The organism is Acrocarpospora pleiomorpha (assembly GCF_009687885.1).
In the GTDB taxonomy this organism is placed as follows: domain Bacteria; phylum Actinomycetota; class Actinomycetes; order Streptosporangiales; family Streptosporangiaceae; genus Acrocarpospora; species Acrocarpospora pleiomorpha.
The window spans coordinates 22,216-38,034 of record NZ_BLAF01000038.1 but is presented as its reverse complement, the minus strand read 5'-3'; the positions used below and the strand labels follow the sequence as shown (position 1 = coordinate 38,034).

The following is a 15,819-nucleotide window of genomic DNA, read 5'->3' as shown; positions in this document are numbered from 1 at the left end:
ACGCCCTCGACGAGGTGGCCCTCGCCGAATCCCGCATGGTCAACGGCAATGAAGGGTGTCAGCCGACATGCACGAGGGGGCGGCGGGCCGCGTCGGGTTCGGCCTGGCGTAGGACCTCGCGGGTGAGCGGGGGGATGTCGCCGCCGCCGAAAACGAGGTAGCGGAGGAGTGCGCCGATGGGGTTGCCCTCGGCGGCCCAGTGGAAGTAGACGTGCGGGATCATGCCGGTCTCGTCGCGCAGATGCAGGAGCAGGGCGGCGATGGAGTTGGCGACCGTGGGGCTTTCCATGCGCAGGATGCGGAACCCGTGGCGTTCCTCGCCTGTGACGTGCAGCTCGCCCGCGAACTCGGAGGCGTCAGGGACGGTCACCTCCAGGAAGAGCAGGCTTTCTGCGCTGCGCAGGCGATGTAATTCCCAGGCCTCGCGTGCCTTGTCGACGTATTCCTTCTGGTCGCGGGCGTGGGGTTCGTTGGCGATCAGGCGGATCTCGCCGCCGTGCTGGACGAAGCGCAGGGCCTGGTCATCCAAGGTGATGCGGGTGACCCTCAGTTCGGTGGAGCGAGTGGCGCGGGAGATCAGTGAAGTAACCACGATGGCCAGGACGAAAAGCAGGGCGATGACCAGGCCGTCAGGGCGTTCGATGATGTTGGCGACAGTGGCGTACCCGAGGATCAGGGACACCGTCCCGAAGAATGCGGCGGCTCGGGTACGGCGGCTGATCCAGGCGGAGAGGGTGACCGCGACCGCCGCTGAAAGGATCAGCGCGAGAACCCCCGTTGCGTACGCGCCGCCCTGAGATTCCACATCGGCGCCGAAGACGATGGTGATGAGAAAGGAGACCCCGGTGAATACAAGGACCATCGGGCGGGCCGCGCGGGTCCAATCCGGCGCCATGCCATATCGGGGCAGGTAGCGCGGCACGATGTTGAGCAGCCCTGCCAGCGCCGAAGCGCCCGCGAACCACAGAATGGCGATCGTGCTCACGTCGTAAGCGGTGCCGAACCAGTCGCCCAGATATTCGTGCGCCAGATAGGCCAGGGCGCGCCCGTTGGCGGACCCGCCCTCGGCGAATTCCCCGGCGGGAATGAGCACGGTCGTGACGAAACTCGACGCGATCAGGAAGACGCTCATAATGAGCGCGGCGGTCGTCAAGAGTTTGCGAGCACCCTTGACCCGTTCCGCCAGATCACCCTTGACCAGCGGCATCACCGCGACACCCGTCTCGAACCCGGACAGGCCAAGGGCGAGTTTGGGCATGACATACAGCGAGACCGCGATCATCGCGATCGGACTGGAATAGTCACTCGCCAGCAGATCCTGCCAGTCGCCGACCTTGACCGGCTCAGCCAGCACATGCTGTACGCCGGTCACCAGCACCACCACATTCAGCAGCAGATAAACCGCGACCAGCACCACCGCGATCGAGATCGCCTCACTGAACCCCGCCAGGAACACCCCGCCCAGCGCGGCGACCAGCACCAGCGTGACCGGGACCTGCCACCCCTCCAGGAACGCCGGAACAAATGGATTGTGCAGGATGTGCGCGGTGGCGTCAGCCGCCGACAAGGTGATGGTCACGATGAAAGCCGTGGCCACGAACCCGAGCAGGAACAGCACCAGCAACTTGCCGCTCCACCCCGGCATCAGCCGCTCCAGCATGGCCAGCGACCCGAGCCCGTGCGGGCTCTCCCCCGCCACCGCCCGATAGGTCGGCAACGCCCCGAACAGCGTCAACGCCACCAGCAGCAACGTCGCCACCGGACTGAGCGCGCCCGCGGCCAGCGCCGCGATCCCCGGCTGATACCCCAACGTGGAGAAGTAGTCCACGCCCGTCAGGCACATGACCTGCCACCAGGAATGCTGATGCTCAGGCGTCTCCTCGTGGTACGGAGAGTCGCTCCCGCCCTCACTCCGCTTCAGCCCTTTGAGCAGCCACTCCCGCACCCGGTCCGGCGCCGATGCACCACCCACAACGTCACCCCACCGAAGCCGGTTCTCCCGGCTGCTCATGCTGCCCCAAGATCCCCCGATTACCAACGGCCGTGGTTCGGGTTAGCCGGCAAACCGGGTGGGACTGGCAAATGCCGGGCTCCCGGAGCCGAATGCCCGGCGGCTGCACCAGCGCGATGGAGGCCGCGACCCTGCATCGGGAACGGCGTTCCCTGACAGCAAAAGCGGGTTATCGGTTCTTCGCGATCCACATGGTGGCGAAGTCCACGAGTGGGCGCTGGGGCCCAGAATCTTAGGCCAATCATTGCTTTGGTGACAATTAGTACACCTTCGATAGCGGTATGTAATTGGTCGGAGTCGCGCCGCGACGGAGCCTTCCAGGGAGAGACGCAATGACGTTCACCACGCCGCAGATGAACGCGCAGATGATGCAAGGACAGATGCCGCCGCAATACGGCCAGGCCATGTACGGCCAGCCTCTCTCACCACAGCAGGGCGTGTCTCCGATGGGAATCGGCGGCGGCATGGCCGGAGGCTTCGCCGGTCACGAGATCGGCAGGGCGATCGGCGGCGAGGAAGGCGGGGCGATCGGAACCGTCCTCGGCTCCATCCTCGGCGCCATTCTCCCGCTGCAAGCGCAGCAGCAGATGCCACAACAGCAGCAGCGTTACCCGTGGGACCAGATGATGCCGCCCGCCATGACCAACCCACTGCAGACATTCCAATCACAGCAGCAGCCCATGCCGATGGGCGGAATCCTCGGGCCGACCCCACTGCCAGGCACGTTCTCCGGGATCGACCCCGAACTGCTACGCAGATGGCAAGCCTTCCTGAACCAGATGGGCATCGCCTCGCAGCAAGGCCAGCAGGGCGTGGCACCGATGGGCTTCGTCGGCAGCCAGCTCGGCCGCGCCGCCGGTCGCGAGGTCGGCCAGGCGTTCGGAGGCAGCTCGGGCGCGTCGATCGGAGAGGCGCTCGGCGACCTCCTGGGCAAGCTGATCCCCCTCGGCATGCAAACCCCGAGCCCGCAGGACACCGCCGCCGCCTACTTCGCTCAACGCGGCATCCCCTTCGACCCGGTCCAGCCGCAGCAGTACGGCCAGCAGGGCGTTTCCCCAATGAGCCTCATGTTCCCCATGATGCCCCCCGGCATCCGGGAGGCCATCGAGAAGATGACGTCGGGGCAGCCGTCGCTATCCACCTTCCAAGCTGGGCAGATCGCTCCGATGGAGCACGCGGTCAGTCCAGCGAGCTTCTGGAGCAAGGTGGCCCAGCACGGCATGCAGTATGGCCTCCCCATAGTCCGCCAGATCCTCGCCAACATCCCGGACCAGCCCATGCCCATGCCGATGCCGCAACCAATGCCCATGCCCATGCCCATGCCGATGCCCATGCCGCAGCCGATGCAGCCCATGCCCATGCAGCCCGGCCAGGCGCCCACCGGGGTCAGGTAGGAGCGACGACATGGGACCGACGCTCGGCCAGTGGCCGGACATGAGAACCACCCCAGGCATGGGCTCCCCGCCGGCGGGACCGGCGCAGACGCAGTGCGCGGCGGCTCTGCAACGGCTGTACGGATGGCTGCAGGCGGTCCTCCCGCAAGCACCCCAGTACACCGGCGCCGTACCCCTGGCGGTCGAGGCCGTACGCCTGTACCGGAACGGCCACTACGACGCGTGCCTGGCACAGATCCAGCAGGTGGCCGACTTCATCGGCAGAGGCGGCCAGCCCTACCTGCCGCCGCAGTGACCGGGCCTTACGACCCCGGCCGCATGCCGTACATGATCGGCGGTCCGGACCCGTCGTTGCTCGCGGAGCTGGCGGGGAAGCTCCGTGACGACCCCGAGGTGACGATCCGGCGGATCGTGGGCCCGCCGGAGCGGCCGAGCCTGCTCGCCGTGGACATGCCCCCCGCCCGCGCCGGCGCCCTCCAGGCGCAGTACGGGACGCGCCTGACGATCGAGCCGGACGCCCCCGTCGAGCTGTACTGACCCACCAACAGGAATCGAGACGCCATGAGCGGCAACGGTAATGCCAGGAACGCGGACAAACAGCCACGACCTCGGTCGACCGGCCGTGCCAGGGCGAAGCAGGAGCCGGTGCGACAGCGGGCTCGGCGTTATATGGCGGCGGTGCTGCCCCAGCCGTACCTGCAGGCAAAAGGCATCACGGCGCCGAATCTGGACTCCGCGACCCTGCACGATCTGCTGGACCGTGACCCCAAGGTGGAGGTGCGCAGGCGGGTGGAGGCGCCGGAGCGGTTGGGCACGCTGGGCGTGGGCGGCATGTCGCTGGGCGGTGTGACGGTCGCCGACATGACCCAGGAGCACGCGGCGGCGCTCAGCCGGCAGCTGCCCCAGGTTCACATCGAGCGCGACCGCCTGCTCACCTACACCGCCGTGTCCCAGACGCCGCGCCGGGAGGCCCGCCACCAGCTGGTCCTGCCGGTCGGCGTGGACGCGAGTTTCACCTTCCTGGTCGTGGACACCGACGGCAAGCCCATCCCCGACGCCTCCATCCTGGTCAACGGCTACCTGTGGCCCGCCCAGGTGGTCACGGGACCGGACGGCCGGGGCACGGTCACGATGACCGGGGAGACGCCCGAGTCCATCGCCAGCGTGCAGGTGAAACCGGAGGGCGGGCACTGGAGCCAGCTGGTCGTCCGGCCCGCCCTGAAGAAGGACGGCGACAATCTCATCGTCCTGAAGAAGCTCTCGGACACCCTGCCCGACTTCCCCGACAAGCAGGTGTTCGGCTGGGGACAGCAGGCCATGCAGCTGCACCGGCTGCCTCCGAACTTCCGCGGCGCGGGCGCCAAGATCGCAATCGTCGACTCGGGGGCCGACGTCGACCACCCGGACCTGGTCGACCGGGTGAACACCGGACTCGACCTGTCCGCTCGTCAGGAAGGCGGGTGGAAGGTCGACACCGTCCATCACGGCTCCCACTGTGCCGGGATCGTCACCGGCGCCGACACGGGCCGGGGCATCGTCGGCTTCGCCGTCGAGGCGGAGGTGCACGCCTGCAAGATCTTCCCCGGCGGCCGGCTCAGCGATCTCATCGAGGCGCTGGACTACTGCATCGACAAGGAGATCGATGTCATCAACCTCAGCCTGGGCACGAAGGAGTTCTCCCCGCTCGTCGCGGCCAAACTCGAAGAAGCCCGCAACGCGGGCGTAGCGTGCATCGTCGCGGCCGGGAACGACGGCGGACCGGTCAACTTTCCCGGCAACATGCCCACGGTGCTCGCGGTGGCGGCGATCGGCAGGACCGACACGTTTCCCCCCGACAGCGCGCACGCCGACGTGATCCGCCCGCCGCAAACCGCCGAGGGATACTTCTCGCCCGCGTTCACCTGCTTCGGGCCCGAGATCGACCTGTGCGCCCCAGGCGTGGCGATCCTGTCGGCGATCCCCCCGGACGAGTACGCGGCCTGGGACGGCACCTCCATGGCCGCCCCCCACGTGACCGGCCTGGCCGCCCTGATCGTGGCCCATCACGGCGACTTCCATGGCCAGTACAGAACCAGGGACGCCCGGCGGGTGGAGCACCTGTTCGACATCCTCAAATCCAGCTGTACGTCCCTGAATCTCGGCGACCCGTACCGAACGGGAGCGGGCCTGCCCGACGCGATGCGCGCCCTCGCGCCCGCGCTCAACGGTGTCGCGGCGCAGTCGCCAATGGATCAACTCACCCAGGAGATGCTGGCGGCCGGCCTGCTGCAGGACACCACCGCCCAGGCCGCGCTGGCCCTGCTCTACGCGGAGATGGTCGCGGCCGGCCTCATCGGCGCCGGCATGCCCGTCCGGTGAAATCTACGACCGCTCCACCACCACCTCGCTGCCGCGGCGGACCGCATAGCCGAAAACCAGCGTGGTGAGGAACATCAGGACGCCGTAGACGGCGGCGGGGATGGCGATGGTGGAGTTGTTCAGCAGGGTGGGGCTGAGAGCGATGGTGATGGCCAGCGTGCTGTTGTGGATGCCGATCTCCATGCCGGAGGCGATGGCCTGGCGGCGTTCGACCCGGAACAGGCGCGGGAGCCAGTAGCCGATGGTGAGGCTGATGGCGCTGAACAGGACGGCGACCAGGCCGACGGAGGCGAGGTAGTCGAGGATGCGGTCGCGTTCCTGGATGATGGCGCCGACGATGACGGCGGCCAGCACGACGGCGGAGAGGATGCGGACGGGCTTCTCCATGCGGTCGGCGAACTCCAGGCGCCAGCGGCGGATGAGCATGCCGATGGCGACGGGGATGAGCACGATCGCGAAAACCTGCAGAACTTTCCCGGCTTGCAGGCCGATGTCCTGGGTCCCGCCCACGAAGTGGTCCAGAGACAGGTTGACCACGACCGGCAGAGTGAAGGCGGCGAGCACGGAGTTGACGGCGGTGAGGCTGATGTTGAGGGCCACGTCGCCGCCGAAGAGGTGGCTGTAGAGGTTGGCGGTGGTGCCGCCGGGGGAGGCCGCCAGCAGCATCATGCCGACGGCCAGCAGGGGGTCGAGGCCGAGCACGCTGACCAGCCCGAAGCAGATCGCGGGCAGCAGGATCACCTGGGCGAACAGGGCGATCGCCACGGCTTTGGGACGGGTCAGGACGTTGCTGAAGTCGGCCACGGCGAGGGATAAACCCAGGCCGAGCATGATGAGGCCGAGCGCGGCAGGAAGCAGAATGGTGGTAAGGACCGACTCTTGCATGGGGGAACCCTTCAGGAGCAGGGTAAGCAACCGCTGACTGTGTCTAACAGCTGAGACGGCACCGATCAAGGACGAAAGCCGGGGACACTGTCCTGAAATAACGGCATTCTTCCGACATACTTATCGGCCTACCGTGTGATCGGAGGACGTTCGGTAATGCCGGAACGTATAGGGGATTACTCGCTGACCAGCGTGCTCGCGGAAGACGACCACAGCACGGTGCACGCGGCGACCTCACCGGCCGGGGCACGGGTCGCCATCACCCTGTTCAAGACCAGGTTGCGCGACCCGGACGAGTTTCTCACCAGGATCGAGAACCTCCAGTCGGGCCCGGCCTACCACTCCGCCTCGATCGTCGACGCGGGCACCTCGGGCGGCATGCCGTACGTGGTGAGCGAGTTCGTCGAAGGCCCTTCGCTGGCCGCGCACGTCGCCGAGCACGGGCCGCTGACCGGGGCCGCGCTGCACCGGCTGGCCATCGCCACGATGACCGCGCTGGTTCCCGTCCATCAGGCGGGTGACGCGCACGGCGCGCTGCGACCGGCGGCGGTGCTGCTGGGGCCTGACGGTCCCCGGGTCACCGGGGCCGGGCTGGCCAGGGCGGTGGACGAGTCCGCGAAGGACGAGGAGTGGGTGCGGGCCTACACCACGCAGAAGGTGCGCTCGCCCGCGTTCGAGGCGCCCGAGCAGTTCCGCGGCGAACCGGCGGGCCAGGCGGCCGACATGTTCTCGTGGGCGGCCATGATGGCGTTCGCCGCGACGGGCAGGTCCCCGTTCGAGGGCGGATCCCCATCCGCGACGATGAACAAGGTCCTGCACGGCGAACCGGATTTATCCGGATTACCCGAGCCGCCCAGAGACGTGGTCGCCGACTGCCTGGCCAAGGAGCCGGGCGCCCGCCCGACCGCGAGCCAGGCGTTGATGCGCCTGGTCGGGCACGCGCCGCTCACCATCGAACGCGACGACATCCCGACGCCCCTCCCGGCGCCCGCGCCCCCGCCGCCGAAGCAGCCGCGCAGGTTCGGGCTGCTGATCGGCGCGGCGGCCGTGGCCATCGTGGTGCTGGCGGGCGGCGGCGGGCACGTGATCGCCCGCTCCACCACCCCCGTGACCACGCGCGTGGCGAGCACGGCCACCGCCCCCGGAGTGAGCACGGTCTCCGCCTCCGCGGAACCCACCCCGCCGCCCGAGCCGACCTCCCGCGTCAAGGTCCCCGGCGTGGACATGACGCTGCTGGAGCACCCGTCCGACGCGACCACGCTCACCGCCTACCGGAAGGGCGAGGACACCTACGTCAGAAACGGCGCTCTCGGCGAGTTCACCAAACTTCCCCTCAAGAACGCCGAACCGGTGCTCTCCCCCGACGGCCGCACGCTGGCCGTCTTCACCCCCGCCGTGGTCGGCTTCACCGGCGACCGGCCGTTCACCGTCTCGCTCGAACCGTACGGAACGACCGAACGCCCGACCTGGTCGAGGGACGGCAAGCAGCTCCTGCTCACCGCCGTGACCGACGGGAAGCCGTCCGGTTTCGTGCTGATCGACATGGCCACCCAGCGGGCCACCCTGGTGGACACCGACGACGAGAGCACCGGCGGCGAGGTCGGCTACGCCTGGCTGCCCGACGGCACCGGCGTGGCGGTCGGCTACCAGCCGGAACGCGACGGCAAGACCGGCCACGGAGTCCGGTTCCGCGGCCTGGACGGCGCCGAACAGAAGAGCATGCACTGGGTCGGCGAGATGTACGGCCGTCGCATGTTCGCCCCCTCCGGCCGGCACTTCGTGACGTACTGCCCCAGCGGCGGCACCTTCTGCGTGTGGGACAGCGCCACCGGCGTGCGCATGGCCTCCATCGGGATCTTCTACAACGACGCTTTCCTGAGCGGCTGGTACGACGACGCGCACCTGATCGTGGCCGACCCGCGCGAGAAGACACACAAGATCGTGGCCATGGACCTGCGTGGCCGTACTCCCCGTGTCCTGGCCGAGATCTCCGCCAAGGACGACACCGATGATCTGCTGCTGTACTACACCAGGAGCTGACCCACGATGTCCCCCGTTCTCCCGCTCGAACCGCAAGAACGGCTCGGGCCGTACAACCTGGTCGCCCGGCTGGCCGACGACCGCGTCTTCCTGGCCGAGTCCCCGACCGGCGAGCAGGTCGTGCTGCGGCGGCTGGCCAGGCCCCTGGACAGCAGGGCCAGGGACGCGGTGGCCCGGATCTGGGAAACCGCCGCCGTCGGCACCGCGCACATCCTCGACGTCGGCCGCGACTACGTGGTCACCGAATACGTCCAGGGCCCGACCCTGGAGGAGGAGATCACCGGCCGCGGCCCGTTGACCGGCACCGCCCTGCACCGCCTGGCCATCGCCACCGCGACCGCGCTGGCCTCCCTGCACCGCGCCTCCCTGTACCACGGCCGGGTACGGCCCAGCAAGGTCGTGCTCGGCTCCGACGGCCCCCGCCTGCTCAACCCCGACCGGACTCGCCCGGTCACCGCGTTCGACGAGGACCGGTGGCGACGCCCGGACGAGGAGGAAGGCCCCGCAGCGGACGTGTTCGCCTGGGCGGCCGTGGTCGTGTTCGCCGCCACCGGCAGCCCGCCCTTCGACGCGGACACCGACCGCCGCCGCTCGTACGGCGCGGCCGACCTCGGCCCGATGACCGGCCCGCTGCGCGACCTGGTGGCCGACTGCCTGGCCCAGGAGCCGGACGACCGGCCGACCGCCGAGGAGGCGCTGCTCCGCCTGCTCGGCCACTCCGGCACGCTGGACACGGCCATCCCGGACGGCACCCAGTCGCGGACCGCCCCATCCCCCGTCCGGCGGACCCGCTCCCGGCTGCCGCTGCTGATCGGCGGCGCGGTGGCGCTCGCGCTGGTGGCCGGGGCGACCGGCTACTTCGCCACCCCGCGCACCCCCCGGACGGTCACGGTCGCCGCCCCCGCTCCCACCTCCGCCTCGCCGGTGGCGGCGGTTCCCTCGGTCCGCCCGCCCACCCCGATCCCGACGACCGGCCTGACGGCGGTCAGCCTGCCCGACGACGTGGGCACCGTCTTCGAGCACCCCGACGACCCGATCCAGCTCTCGTCGTTCCAGATCACCACGGCGGACGACCAACGCATTCCGTACGCGAGAACCGGCCAGGGATACACCAAGACGGGCGACCACTACGACCTGTCGGTGGTCTCCCCCGACGGCCGCTGGCTGGCCACGATGAACGAGTTCTACCTGGCGCGGCAGAACCAGATGGACATCACGTTCACCGACCAGAAGAGCGGCGCCACCTTCAAACTGCCCACGGTGAACACCCCGGTCACCGCCCACTACCCCGTCTGGTCCCCCGACAGCCGCACGCTGCTGCTGACCCTCTGGTACACCGAAGACGGCGACAAGACCTACCCGACCGGCTTCATGAAGATCGACCCCGTGGCCCGCAAGACCACGGTGGTCGAGACGTTCAACCGCGACGACATCGCCCAGTTCCTCGCCCTGTCCGAGGACCTCCGCACCGCGTCCATGGCCGCCTACGCGTGGACCCCCGACGGGCAGGGCGTCGCCTCCGCCTACCTCACCCCCCTGGAGACGTACGGCCTGCGGCTGTTCGACACCGATGGACGGGTGCTGCGGAGCATGCACTGGGTGGGCAAGGTCTCGGGGCGGGACTGGTTCTCTCCCTCCGGAGACCTGCTGGTGACCACCGGCTGCGAGACGAAATTCGCCGCCTGCGTGTGGGACGCGCGCACCGGCGAGCGGCGCGGCAGCGTGCCCGCGCGTGAGGGCCAGAACCTGCTCGGCTGGTTCGACGAGACGCATCTGATCATCGCGCGGAAGGACGGTGACACCTACGTGGTCGAGGTGGTGGACATGACCGGGAAGTCGGTCCGGGTGCTGGCCGAGTTGCACAGCGACAAGGACGGGGTCACCCAGCTGTTCTTCACGCCGAAGTAGGCCGCGTGGAGCCGAGGGAGATCGGCGGCTACCCGATCGTGCGCACGCTCGGGGCCGGCGGCCAGGGGGTGGTCTACCTGGCGGACTCGCCGGCCGGGCGGCAGGTCGCGATCAAGGTGCTGCACTCGGTGTCCGACACGACGGCGGTGAGCCGGTTCCTGCGTGAGGCCGAGGTGCTGCCGGAGGTGGCGTCGTTCTGCACCGCGCAGGTGCTGGAGACGGGTACGGCGGACGGAGTGCCGTACATCGTCAGCGAGTATGTGGACGGGCCGACCCTGCACCAGGCGGTGCGGGAGCGGGGGCCGCTGCGCGGGGGCGAGTTGCGGCGGCTGGCGACGGGGACGATGACGGCGCTGGTCGCGATCCACAAGGCCGGGGTGGTGCATCGGGACTTCAAGCCGGGCAACGTGCTGCTGAGCCGGGACGGGCCGCGGGTGATCGACTTCGGGATCGCGTTCGCGGTGGGGGCGGAGGCGACGTCGGCGGGGCCGCTGGGGACTCCCTCGTACATGTCGCCCGAGCAGCTCGCCGATGAGCGGCCGGGACCTGCGGCGGATATGTTCGCGTGGGCGTCGACGATGGTGTTCGCCGCGTCGGGGTATCCGGCGTTCGGGGCGGACACCCTGCCTGCGGTGCTCAATCGGATCATGCACGCGGAGCCGGATCTGGGCGGGCTGGACGGTGATCTGCGGGAGTTGGTCGCCGAGTGTCTGGCCAAGGATCCTGGCGCGCGGCCCCGGGCGGAAGAGGTGTTGCTGCGGCTGCTCGGGGCAGCTCCGGTGGCGTCGCCGCCGCGGGTGCGGTGGTGGCGGGTGGCGGTGGCCGGGGGGATCGCGGTGGCGGCGGTGGCGACGACGGTGGCGGTGCTGCGGCTGAACGCGGCCCCGGCTCCGGGTGTCGTGGTGCCGCCACCGGTCGCGTTGCGGCTGTCGGGGGCGCCCGCGCGGGACACCAAGGAGATTCAGGTGCCGGAGCTGAAGGCGGTCTTTCACGAGCACCCGTCGGATCCCATCAAGCTGACGTCGTTCCTGGTCAAGGAGGGGTTGTTGCGGGAGCCCGCGTATGTGCGGACGCTGGGAAAGGAGACGTTCGAGCGGCTGGAGGAGTTTCGCGATCCGGTGGTTTCGCCGGACGGGCGGTTCGTGGCATCCATCTACCGGTACAACAACACCGTGGGGGCTGCGGCGAACGACGTGCAGTTCACTGATCGAGAGACGGGCGAGAGTTTCTCGGTGCCCACCGTCGCGAAGCCGATGCTGATCCGGCAGCCCGTCTGGGCGGACGACAATCGGCGGGTACTGCTGACCTTGCACCAGGCGGACAAGGCGCGCGGATTCGCGATCGTGGACATGCAGGCCAGAACGTCGACAGCCGTCACCCTCGATCTCGACGGCTACCACAGTTTCAGCTGGGCTCCCGGTAACACCGTGATGGCCCCCGCGGCGGACGGCCTCCACTTCCACCGCCTCGACGGCAGCGAATCACGCATGCTCGACATGCTCCGCGTGACCGATCCATCAGACGCCGGTTTCTCCCCATCTGGACGTCTCACCGCAGCGCTGTGCGCCAAGCCCGCCCGCTCGGTATGCGTAGTGGACACCACCACAGGCGAGGAACACTCCCGCTTCCCCCTACCCACAGGCGCACATCTCTGGACCTGGTTCAACGAGGACCATCTCGTCCTCTTCAACAAGGCCCCAGACCCATGGACCGTCACCATCGTCAACCTCACCGGCCAAACCATCCGCCCATTAGCCGAAATATCCGGCACAGACGACTCCTGGTGGCTCCTCCACTGGAGCCAGCGTTAGAACCCCCAGCCAATTGCCGCGCCCCTCGGCGCCGACACGGCAGAACCGCCGCCCGCACAAACGGCGCCAGACTACGACGAGTTACGCGATGACCCGCGCAACCTGTTTCGCGAACATAAAGCGCCGCAGCCGCTCTTGGCGCCGGTGCGGCGAGAACCATCACCCACGTAAACGGCGCCGGATAACGGCGAGCAACCCGGCGACTTAGTCCTGGGCGGTGTCGATGACGTCGCGTTCGGCGTATTCGACGTCTTCGATTTGGTTCAGGGTGGTCAAGGCTGAATCGACGTCGGTGTCCGTGGGGAGGCGGAGGAGGGCTCGGCCGTGGGGGGACACTCGTTCTACCTGGCAGCCGGGGACGGCGGCGCGGAGGCGGTCCACGCGGAGGCGTAGGTCCTCGGGGTCCGGAGAACGGCTGAGTTGCACGATCACTCGGGTTGTCATGGTTCTTCCAGCATAGGCGAGTGCGGTGGAGGGGATCTGGGGGTGCTGGGCTCGGAGTAGGGCGGTGCCGATTCCGGCCAGGCCCAGGAACAGGCTTGGGTTCTCGTCGCCGCCGGGGATTCCGCATGGCCACGAGCCGTCGCCTATGAGATCGACGGCGATGGCGGCGGCGTCGCGGGCCGCCTCGCGGAGTGCCGGCTGGCCGAAGGTGGTCGCGGCGTCGAGGAGGAGTTCGATCGCGCCGGACAGGCCGTGGCAGAGGGACAGGTCCGGTTTTCCGTTGGCCATGGCGGCGATCAGGCGGAGTGCCGCGTCCACCGCGACCCCGGCCTCGGCGGCGTAGATCTGGTGTCCTGTTACGTCGTACTGCCGGAGCCTGGCCTGGCCGATTCCGAGCGCGCCATGACACCAGTAGATCGACCAGGAGTGCTTTTCTCGCAGGTCGGGCCAGTTGCCTTGGTCGGCGGAGAACCAGGCGCGTTCGAAGTCCGCTGCTTCTGCGGCCAGGCGTAGGCCGTCTGGTTTGCCCCATTCGGTGAGGGCGAGGGCGACGCCGGAGGCACCGTGGGCGAGGCCGCAGAGTGGGGGTGTGTCGATGTCGGATGGCCAGCAGGTGCCGCGTACCGGGCCCGGGCGGGCGTCGTCGATCAAGCTCTGGGCGAGGGTGTCGGCGGTTGTCGCGGCGAGTTCGGCTTCGAGGCCGCTTCGGGACAGGTGGAGCAAGGCGAGCAGGGTTCCGGCCCTGCCGCAGATCAGGTCGACCGCCTGAGGGATCCGCTGGCAGGTCAGGCGGGTGAGGCGGGTTGCGGTTTCCATCAGGCGGTCGTCGGCCAGGAGTTCGGCGGCTTCGAGGGTGGCGGTGGCGACGCCTGCCGTACCGGACAGGAGTGCGCCGTCCGGGCGGGTGCGCCTGACCCAGTTGGCGGCGTGGGCCAGGGCGCCGCGGGCTGTGCGGGCTGCCTCGGTGTCACCGCTGATCGCCGCATATCGGGCCAGGTAGAGACCTATGCCCGCCGTGCCGCCGTAAAGGTCGCCGTCGACTGCGCGGTAGACGACCGTGCTCCCGCCGGAAGGTGACGGCACACATTCGTCGCCGAACCAGGTGGCATGCTCGCCATCCCAGAGTGCCTCTTTGACCAGTTTCTCCGCGATCACGAGGACGCCTCCAGCAAGTGCGGACGAACCGGGTCGATTCCAGCGGCTTTGAACCCGTTCACGATCGCCTGAGTGACGACCGTGGGATCACGACGCGCCTGAGGCGCCATTTCCCGCCATATCCGCTCAAGCACCTGACACCTCGCCGCACCAAAGCTGTCCCCGTCGAGCGACCCTTCCGCCTGCCCAACCCCCGGCGCGATCGCCGCGCAGAATCGCGGCCGCGCAGGTCGCAACACATCACACAATTCCCGGACAGCCGCCCGCAGCTCCCCATCCAGCGCCACCGCATCAGGCGCGCCCAAATACAACACGATCGCATCCGCCCGGCCCTCATGCTCCAGCGGCGTCTTGAGCTGGTACGAAACCCCACGATGCTTACGCAATAACCCCGTGAGAACCTCAACCGCCCGAGGCGCATCATCCGGGGCCACATTCAGATATGTCCGCATCAACCGATCGGCCCCCGGCGGCGGCCACTCCCCCTGCCGCGTGTACCAAAACCCATGCTCAGCGTCACACCAGGTCCAAGCCGCCCGCGCCAGCAGCGCATCCCCTTCCCGCGCCGCCAACCCAGGCCGAGCCGGTACGACATACGCCCCCCGCGCCAAATACCTCCTGAACTCCCCCTTACACGCGACGACTCCCCCCATATCAACCACCGATTCCACCCGCCACCCACCCACGAACCGGGTCGCGTCCGCATGCGCGGCATCAAGAACCCCAGCCAGGTTGACATCCACAGGCGTAGGCCCGCCGACCCTCACGGGAAGCGGCGTCATCGCCAGATACCAGGAGTAAAGCGCCTCCTCCACATCCGGCTTGTCGGGAGGGAAGCCCGCCAACAGCGCTCCCGCACGGGAAATGTCCGGATGAATCACGCAGCCGCCTCCTGTGTCAGGACCTCTCGGGCCAGTGCCCGGTGGCGGGCGACTTCGGTGGTGGCGTCGTCCAGCCAGGTGGTGAGTTGGAGCGCCCGTACCAGCAAGCGGCAAGCCACGAATGCGGCCAGGTGAGGGAGGTCAACTGGTCGGCTCGTGGCGTACCCGTCGAGGAAAGCGCGGACCGTGGTCGAAGGGGGGTGGAAGCCGGCGCCGGAGCTGAGGTACTCCTGGATTCCTCCGGCCACGTCCCAGCGGGAATCGCCCGCCCCGGCGGATTCCCAGTCGATCAGGACGGCGTCGCCGCCGGGGCGGATGAGGACGTTGCTGAATCGGATGTCGCCGTGGACGGTGGTGTCGCAGGCCCAGGCCGTACCGACGGTGGAGAGGGCGGTGCGGTGGGCGGGGTCGGCGAGGATGTCGGCGGTGAGGGAGCTGAGGCGTTCGTGGCGGTTCAGGACCGGGAGGCGGGCCGGGCCGTCGAGGTCGAGCAGCCAGGGGCGGGCGGGTTTCAGGGGCAGCCCGGCCGCCAGGTGATGCCAGGCGCCGAGCGTGCGGCCGAACACCGCGGCCCAGCGCGGGTCGAGCGGATCGTGCGGCGCGGCGAGCCGATCCAGCCGCCGCGCCGCGATCACGCCTTCCAGGACGAGCAGCCCCGCGTCGGGATCGTGCAGCTCCAGCCGGGGCAGCATGGCAGTGCCGCCCGCGACCTGATAGAGCGCGATCTCCCGTTCCGGCTCGCCCTGGCCGCCCTCCCGCGGCGTGCCCACGTCCTTGACGGCGAAGCCCTGGCCGTTGCCGAGTTCGACCAGAATGACACCGTTGGACTCGGAGACGTCACGCGCGCTGAGGCCGTACCGGTGCACGTCGGCGGCGCGCACCAGGCCGCTGTCGAGCAGCAGCCGTACGGCCCGGCGGGAGAGGCTCATCGG

Annotated in this window: 12 protein-coding genes; 7 read left to right on the top strand and 5 right to left on the bottom strand. The window is 69.1% G+C overall.

The window, feature by feature from the left end:
- Positions 1 to 58 precede the first annotated feature (58 nt).
- Positions 59 to 1,972, bottom strand: coding sequence for an APC family permease (locus Aple_RS29630; protein ID WP_155348001.1), 1,914 nt, complete (start codon positions 1,970 to 1,972; stop codon positions 59 to 61).
- A gap of 371 nt (positions 1,973 to 2,343) precedes the next feature.
- On the opposite strand from Aple_RS29630, the gene Aple_RS52860 reads away from it, so the two are divergent.
- The 4 genes from Aple_RS52860 to Aple_RS29610 all read left to right on the top strand — a co-directional run bounded on the left by Aple_RS52860 (position 2,344) and on the right by Aple_RS29610 (position 5,763).
- The gene (locus Aple_RS52860) at positions 2,344 to 3,405 is read left to right on the top strand and encodes a hypothetical protein (RefSeq protein ID WP_155348000.1); all 1,062 of its coding nucleotides are present in this window, start codon (positions 2,344 to 2,346) and stop codon (positions 3,403 to 3,405) included.
- 10 nt (positions 3,406 to 3,415) lie between these two features.
- Entirely contained in the window at positions 3,416 to 3,700 is a 285-nt protein-coding gene (locus Aple_RS29620; RefSeq protein WP_155347999.1) for a hypothetical protein, read from the top strand.
- Positions 3,697 to 3,942 (top strand): hypothetical protein, encoded by a 246-nt coding sequence (locus Aple_RS29615; protein ID WP_155347998.1) that lies wholly within the window; start codon positions 3,697 to 3,699, stop codon positions 3,940 to 3,942. Before Aple_RS29620 ends, Aple_RS29615 begins: the two co-directional genes overlap by 4 nt.
- Before the next feature lie 108 nt (positions 3,943 to 4,050).
- The gene (locus Aple_RS29610) at positions 4,051 to 5,763 is read left to right on the top strand and encodes a S8 family serine peptidase (protein WP_170321722.1); all 1,713 of its coding nucleotides are present in this window, start codon (positions 4,051 to 4,053) and stop codon (positions 5,761 to 5,763) included.
- A 3-nt stretch (positions 5,764 to 5,766) separates the two neighbouring features.
- Here the strand turns inward: Aple_RS29610 and Aple_RS29605 are convergent, their stop codons facing one another.
- Positions 5,767 to 6,717, bottom strand: coding sequence for a bile acid:sodium symporter family protein (locus Aple_RS29605; protein WP_344317962.1), 951 nt, complete (start codon positions 6,715 to 6,717; stop codon positions 5,767 to 5,769).
- Positions 6,718 to 6,804: 87 nt separating this feature from the next.
- On the opposite strand from Aple_RS29605, the gene Aple_RS29600 reads away from it, so the two are divergent.
- The 3 genes from Aple_RS29600 to Aple_RS29590 are packed head-to-tail and all read left to right on the top strand — an operon-like array spanning position 6,805 to position 12,407.
- Positions 6,805 to 8,688: a serine/threonine protein kinase gene (locus Aple_RS29600; RefSeq protein WP_155347995.1), complete on the top strand. Its 1,884-nt coding sequence runs from the start codon at positions 6,805 to 6,807 to the stop codon at positions 8,686 to 8,688.
- 6 nt (positions 8,689 to 8,694) lie between these two features.
- The gene (locus Aple_RS29595) at positions 8,695 to 10,596 is read left to right on the top strand and encodes a protein kinase family protein (protein WP_155347994.1); all 1,902 of its coding nucleotides are present in this window, start codon (positions 8,695 to 8,697) and stop codon (positions 10,594 to 10,596) included.
- Between the two features lie 5 nt (positions 10,597 to 10,601).
- Positions 10,602 to 12,407, top strand: coding sequence for a serine/threonine-protein kinase (locus tag Aple_RS29590; protein WP_155347993.1), 1,806 nt, complete (start codon positions 10,602 to 10,604; stop codon positions 12,405 to 12,407).
- 204 nt (positions 12,408 to 12,611) lie between these two features.
- Here the strand turns inward: Aple_RS29590 and Aple_RS29585 are convergent, their stop codons facing one another.
- From Aple_RS29585 to Aple_RS29575, 3 genes are read right to left on the bottom strand one after another with little or no spacing between them, the layout of a single operon-like run.
- A complete protein-coding gene (locus tag Aple_RS29585) occupies positions 12,612 to 14,006 on the bottom strand; it encodes a lanthionine synthetase LanC family protein (protein ID WP_155347992.1) in 1,395 nt (464 codons plus the stop codon).
- Positions 14,003 to 14,887, bottom strand: a complete 885-nt coding sequence (locus Aple_RS29580; protein WP_155347991.1) for a T3SS effector HopA1 family protein — start codon at positions 14,885 to 14,887, stop codon at positions 14,003 to 14,005. The genes Aple_RS29585 and Aple_RS29580 overlap by 4 nt, the downstream gene beginning before the upstream one ends.
- Positions 14,884 to 15,816 (bottom strand): phosphotransferase family protein, encoded by a 933-nt coding sequence (locus tag Aple_RS29575; RefSeq protein WP_155347990.1) that lies wholly within the window; start codon positions 15,814 to 15,816, stop codon positions 14,884 to 14,886. The genes Aple_RS29580 and Aple_RS29575 overlap by 4 nt, the downstream gene beginning before the upstream one ends.
- Positions 15,817 to 15,819 lie beyond the last annotated feature (3 nt).

What these genes read in the sequence shown, in the direction of transcription:
- Aple_RS29575 (WP_155347990.1), bottom strand. Translation starts at nt 15,816, where the DNA reads ATGAGCCTCTCCCGCCGGGCCGTACGGCTGCTGCTCGACAGCGGCCTG.
- Aple_RS29595 (WP_155347994.1), top strand. Translation starts at nt 8,695, where the DNA reads ATGTCCCCCGTTCTCCCGCTCGAACCGCAAGAACGGCTCGGGCCGTAC.
- Aple_RS52860 (WP_155348000.1), top strand. Translation starts at nt 2,344, where the DNA reads ATGACGTTCACCACGCCGCAGATGAACGCGCAGATGATGCAAGGACAG.
- Aple_RS29600 (WP_155347995.1), top strand. Translation starts at nt 6,805, where the DNA reads ATGCCGGAACGTATAGGGGATTACTCGCTGACCAGCGTGCTCGCGGAA.
- Aple_RS29620 (WP_155347999.1), top strand. Translation starts at nt 3,416, where the DNA reads ATGGGACCGACGCTCGGCCAGTGGCCGGACATGAGAACCACCCCAGGC.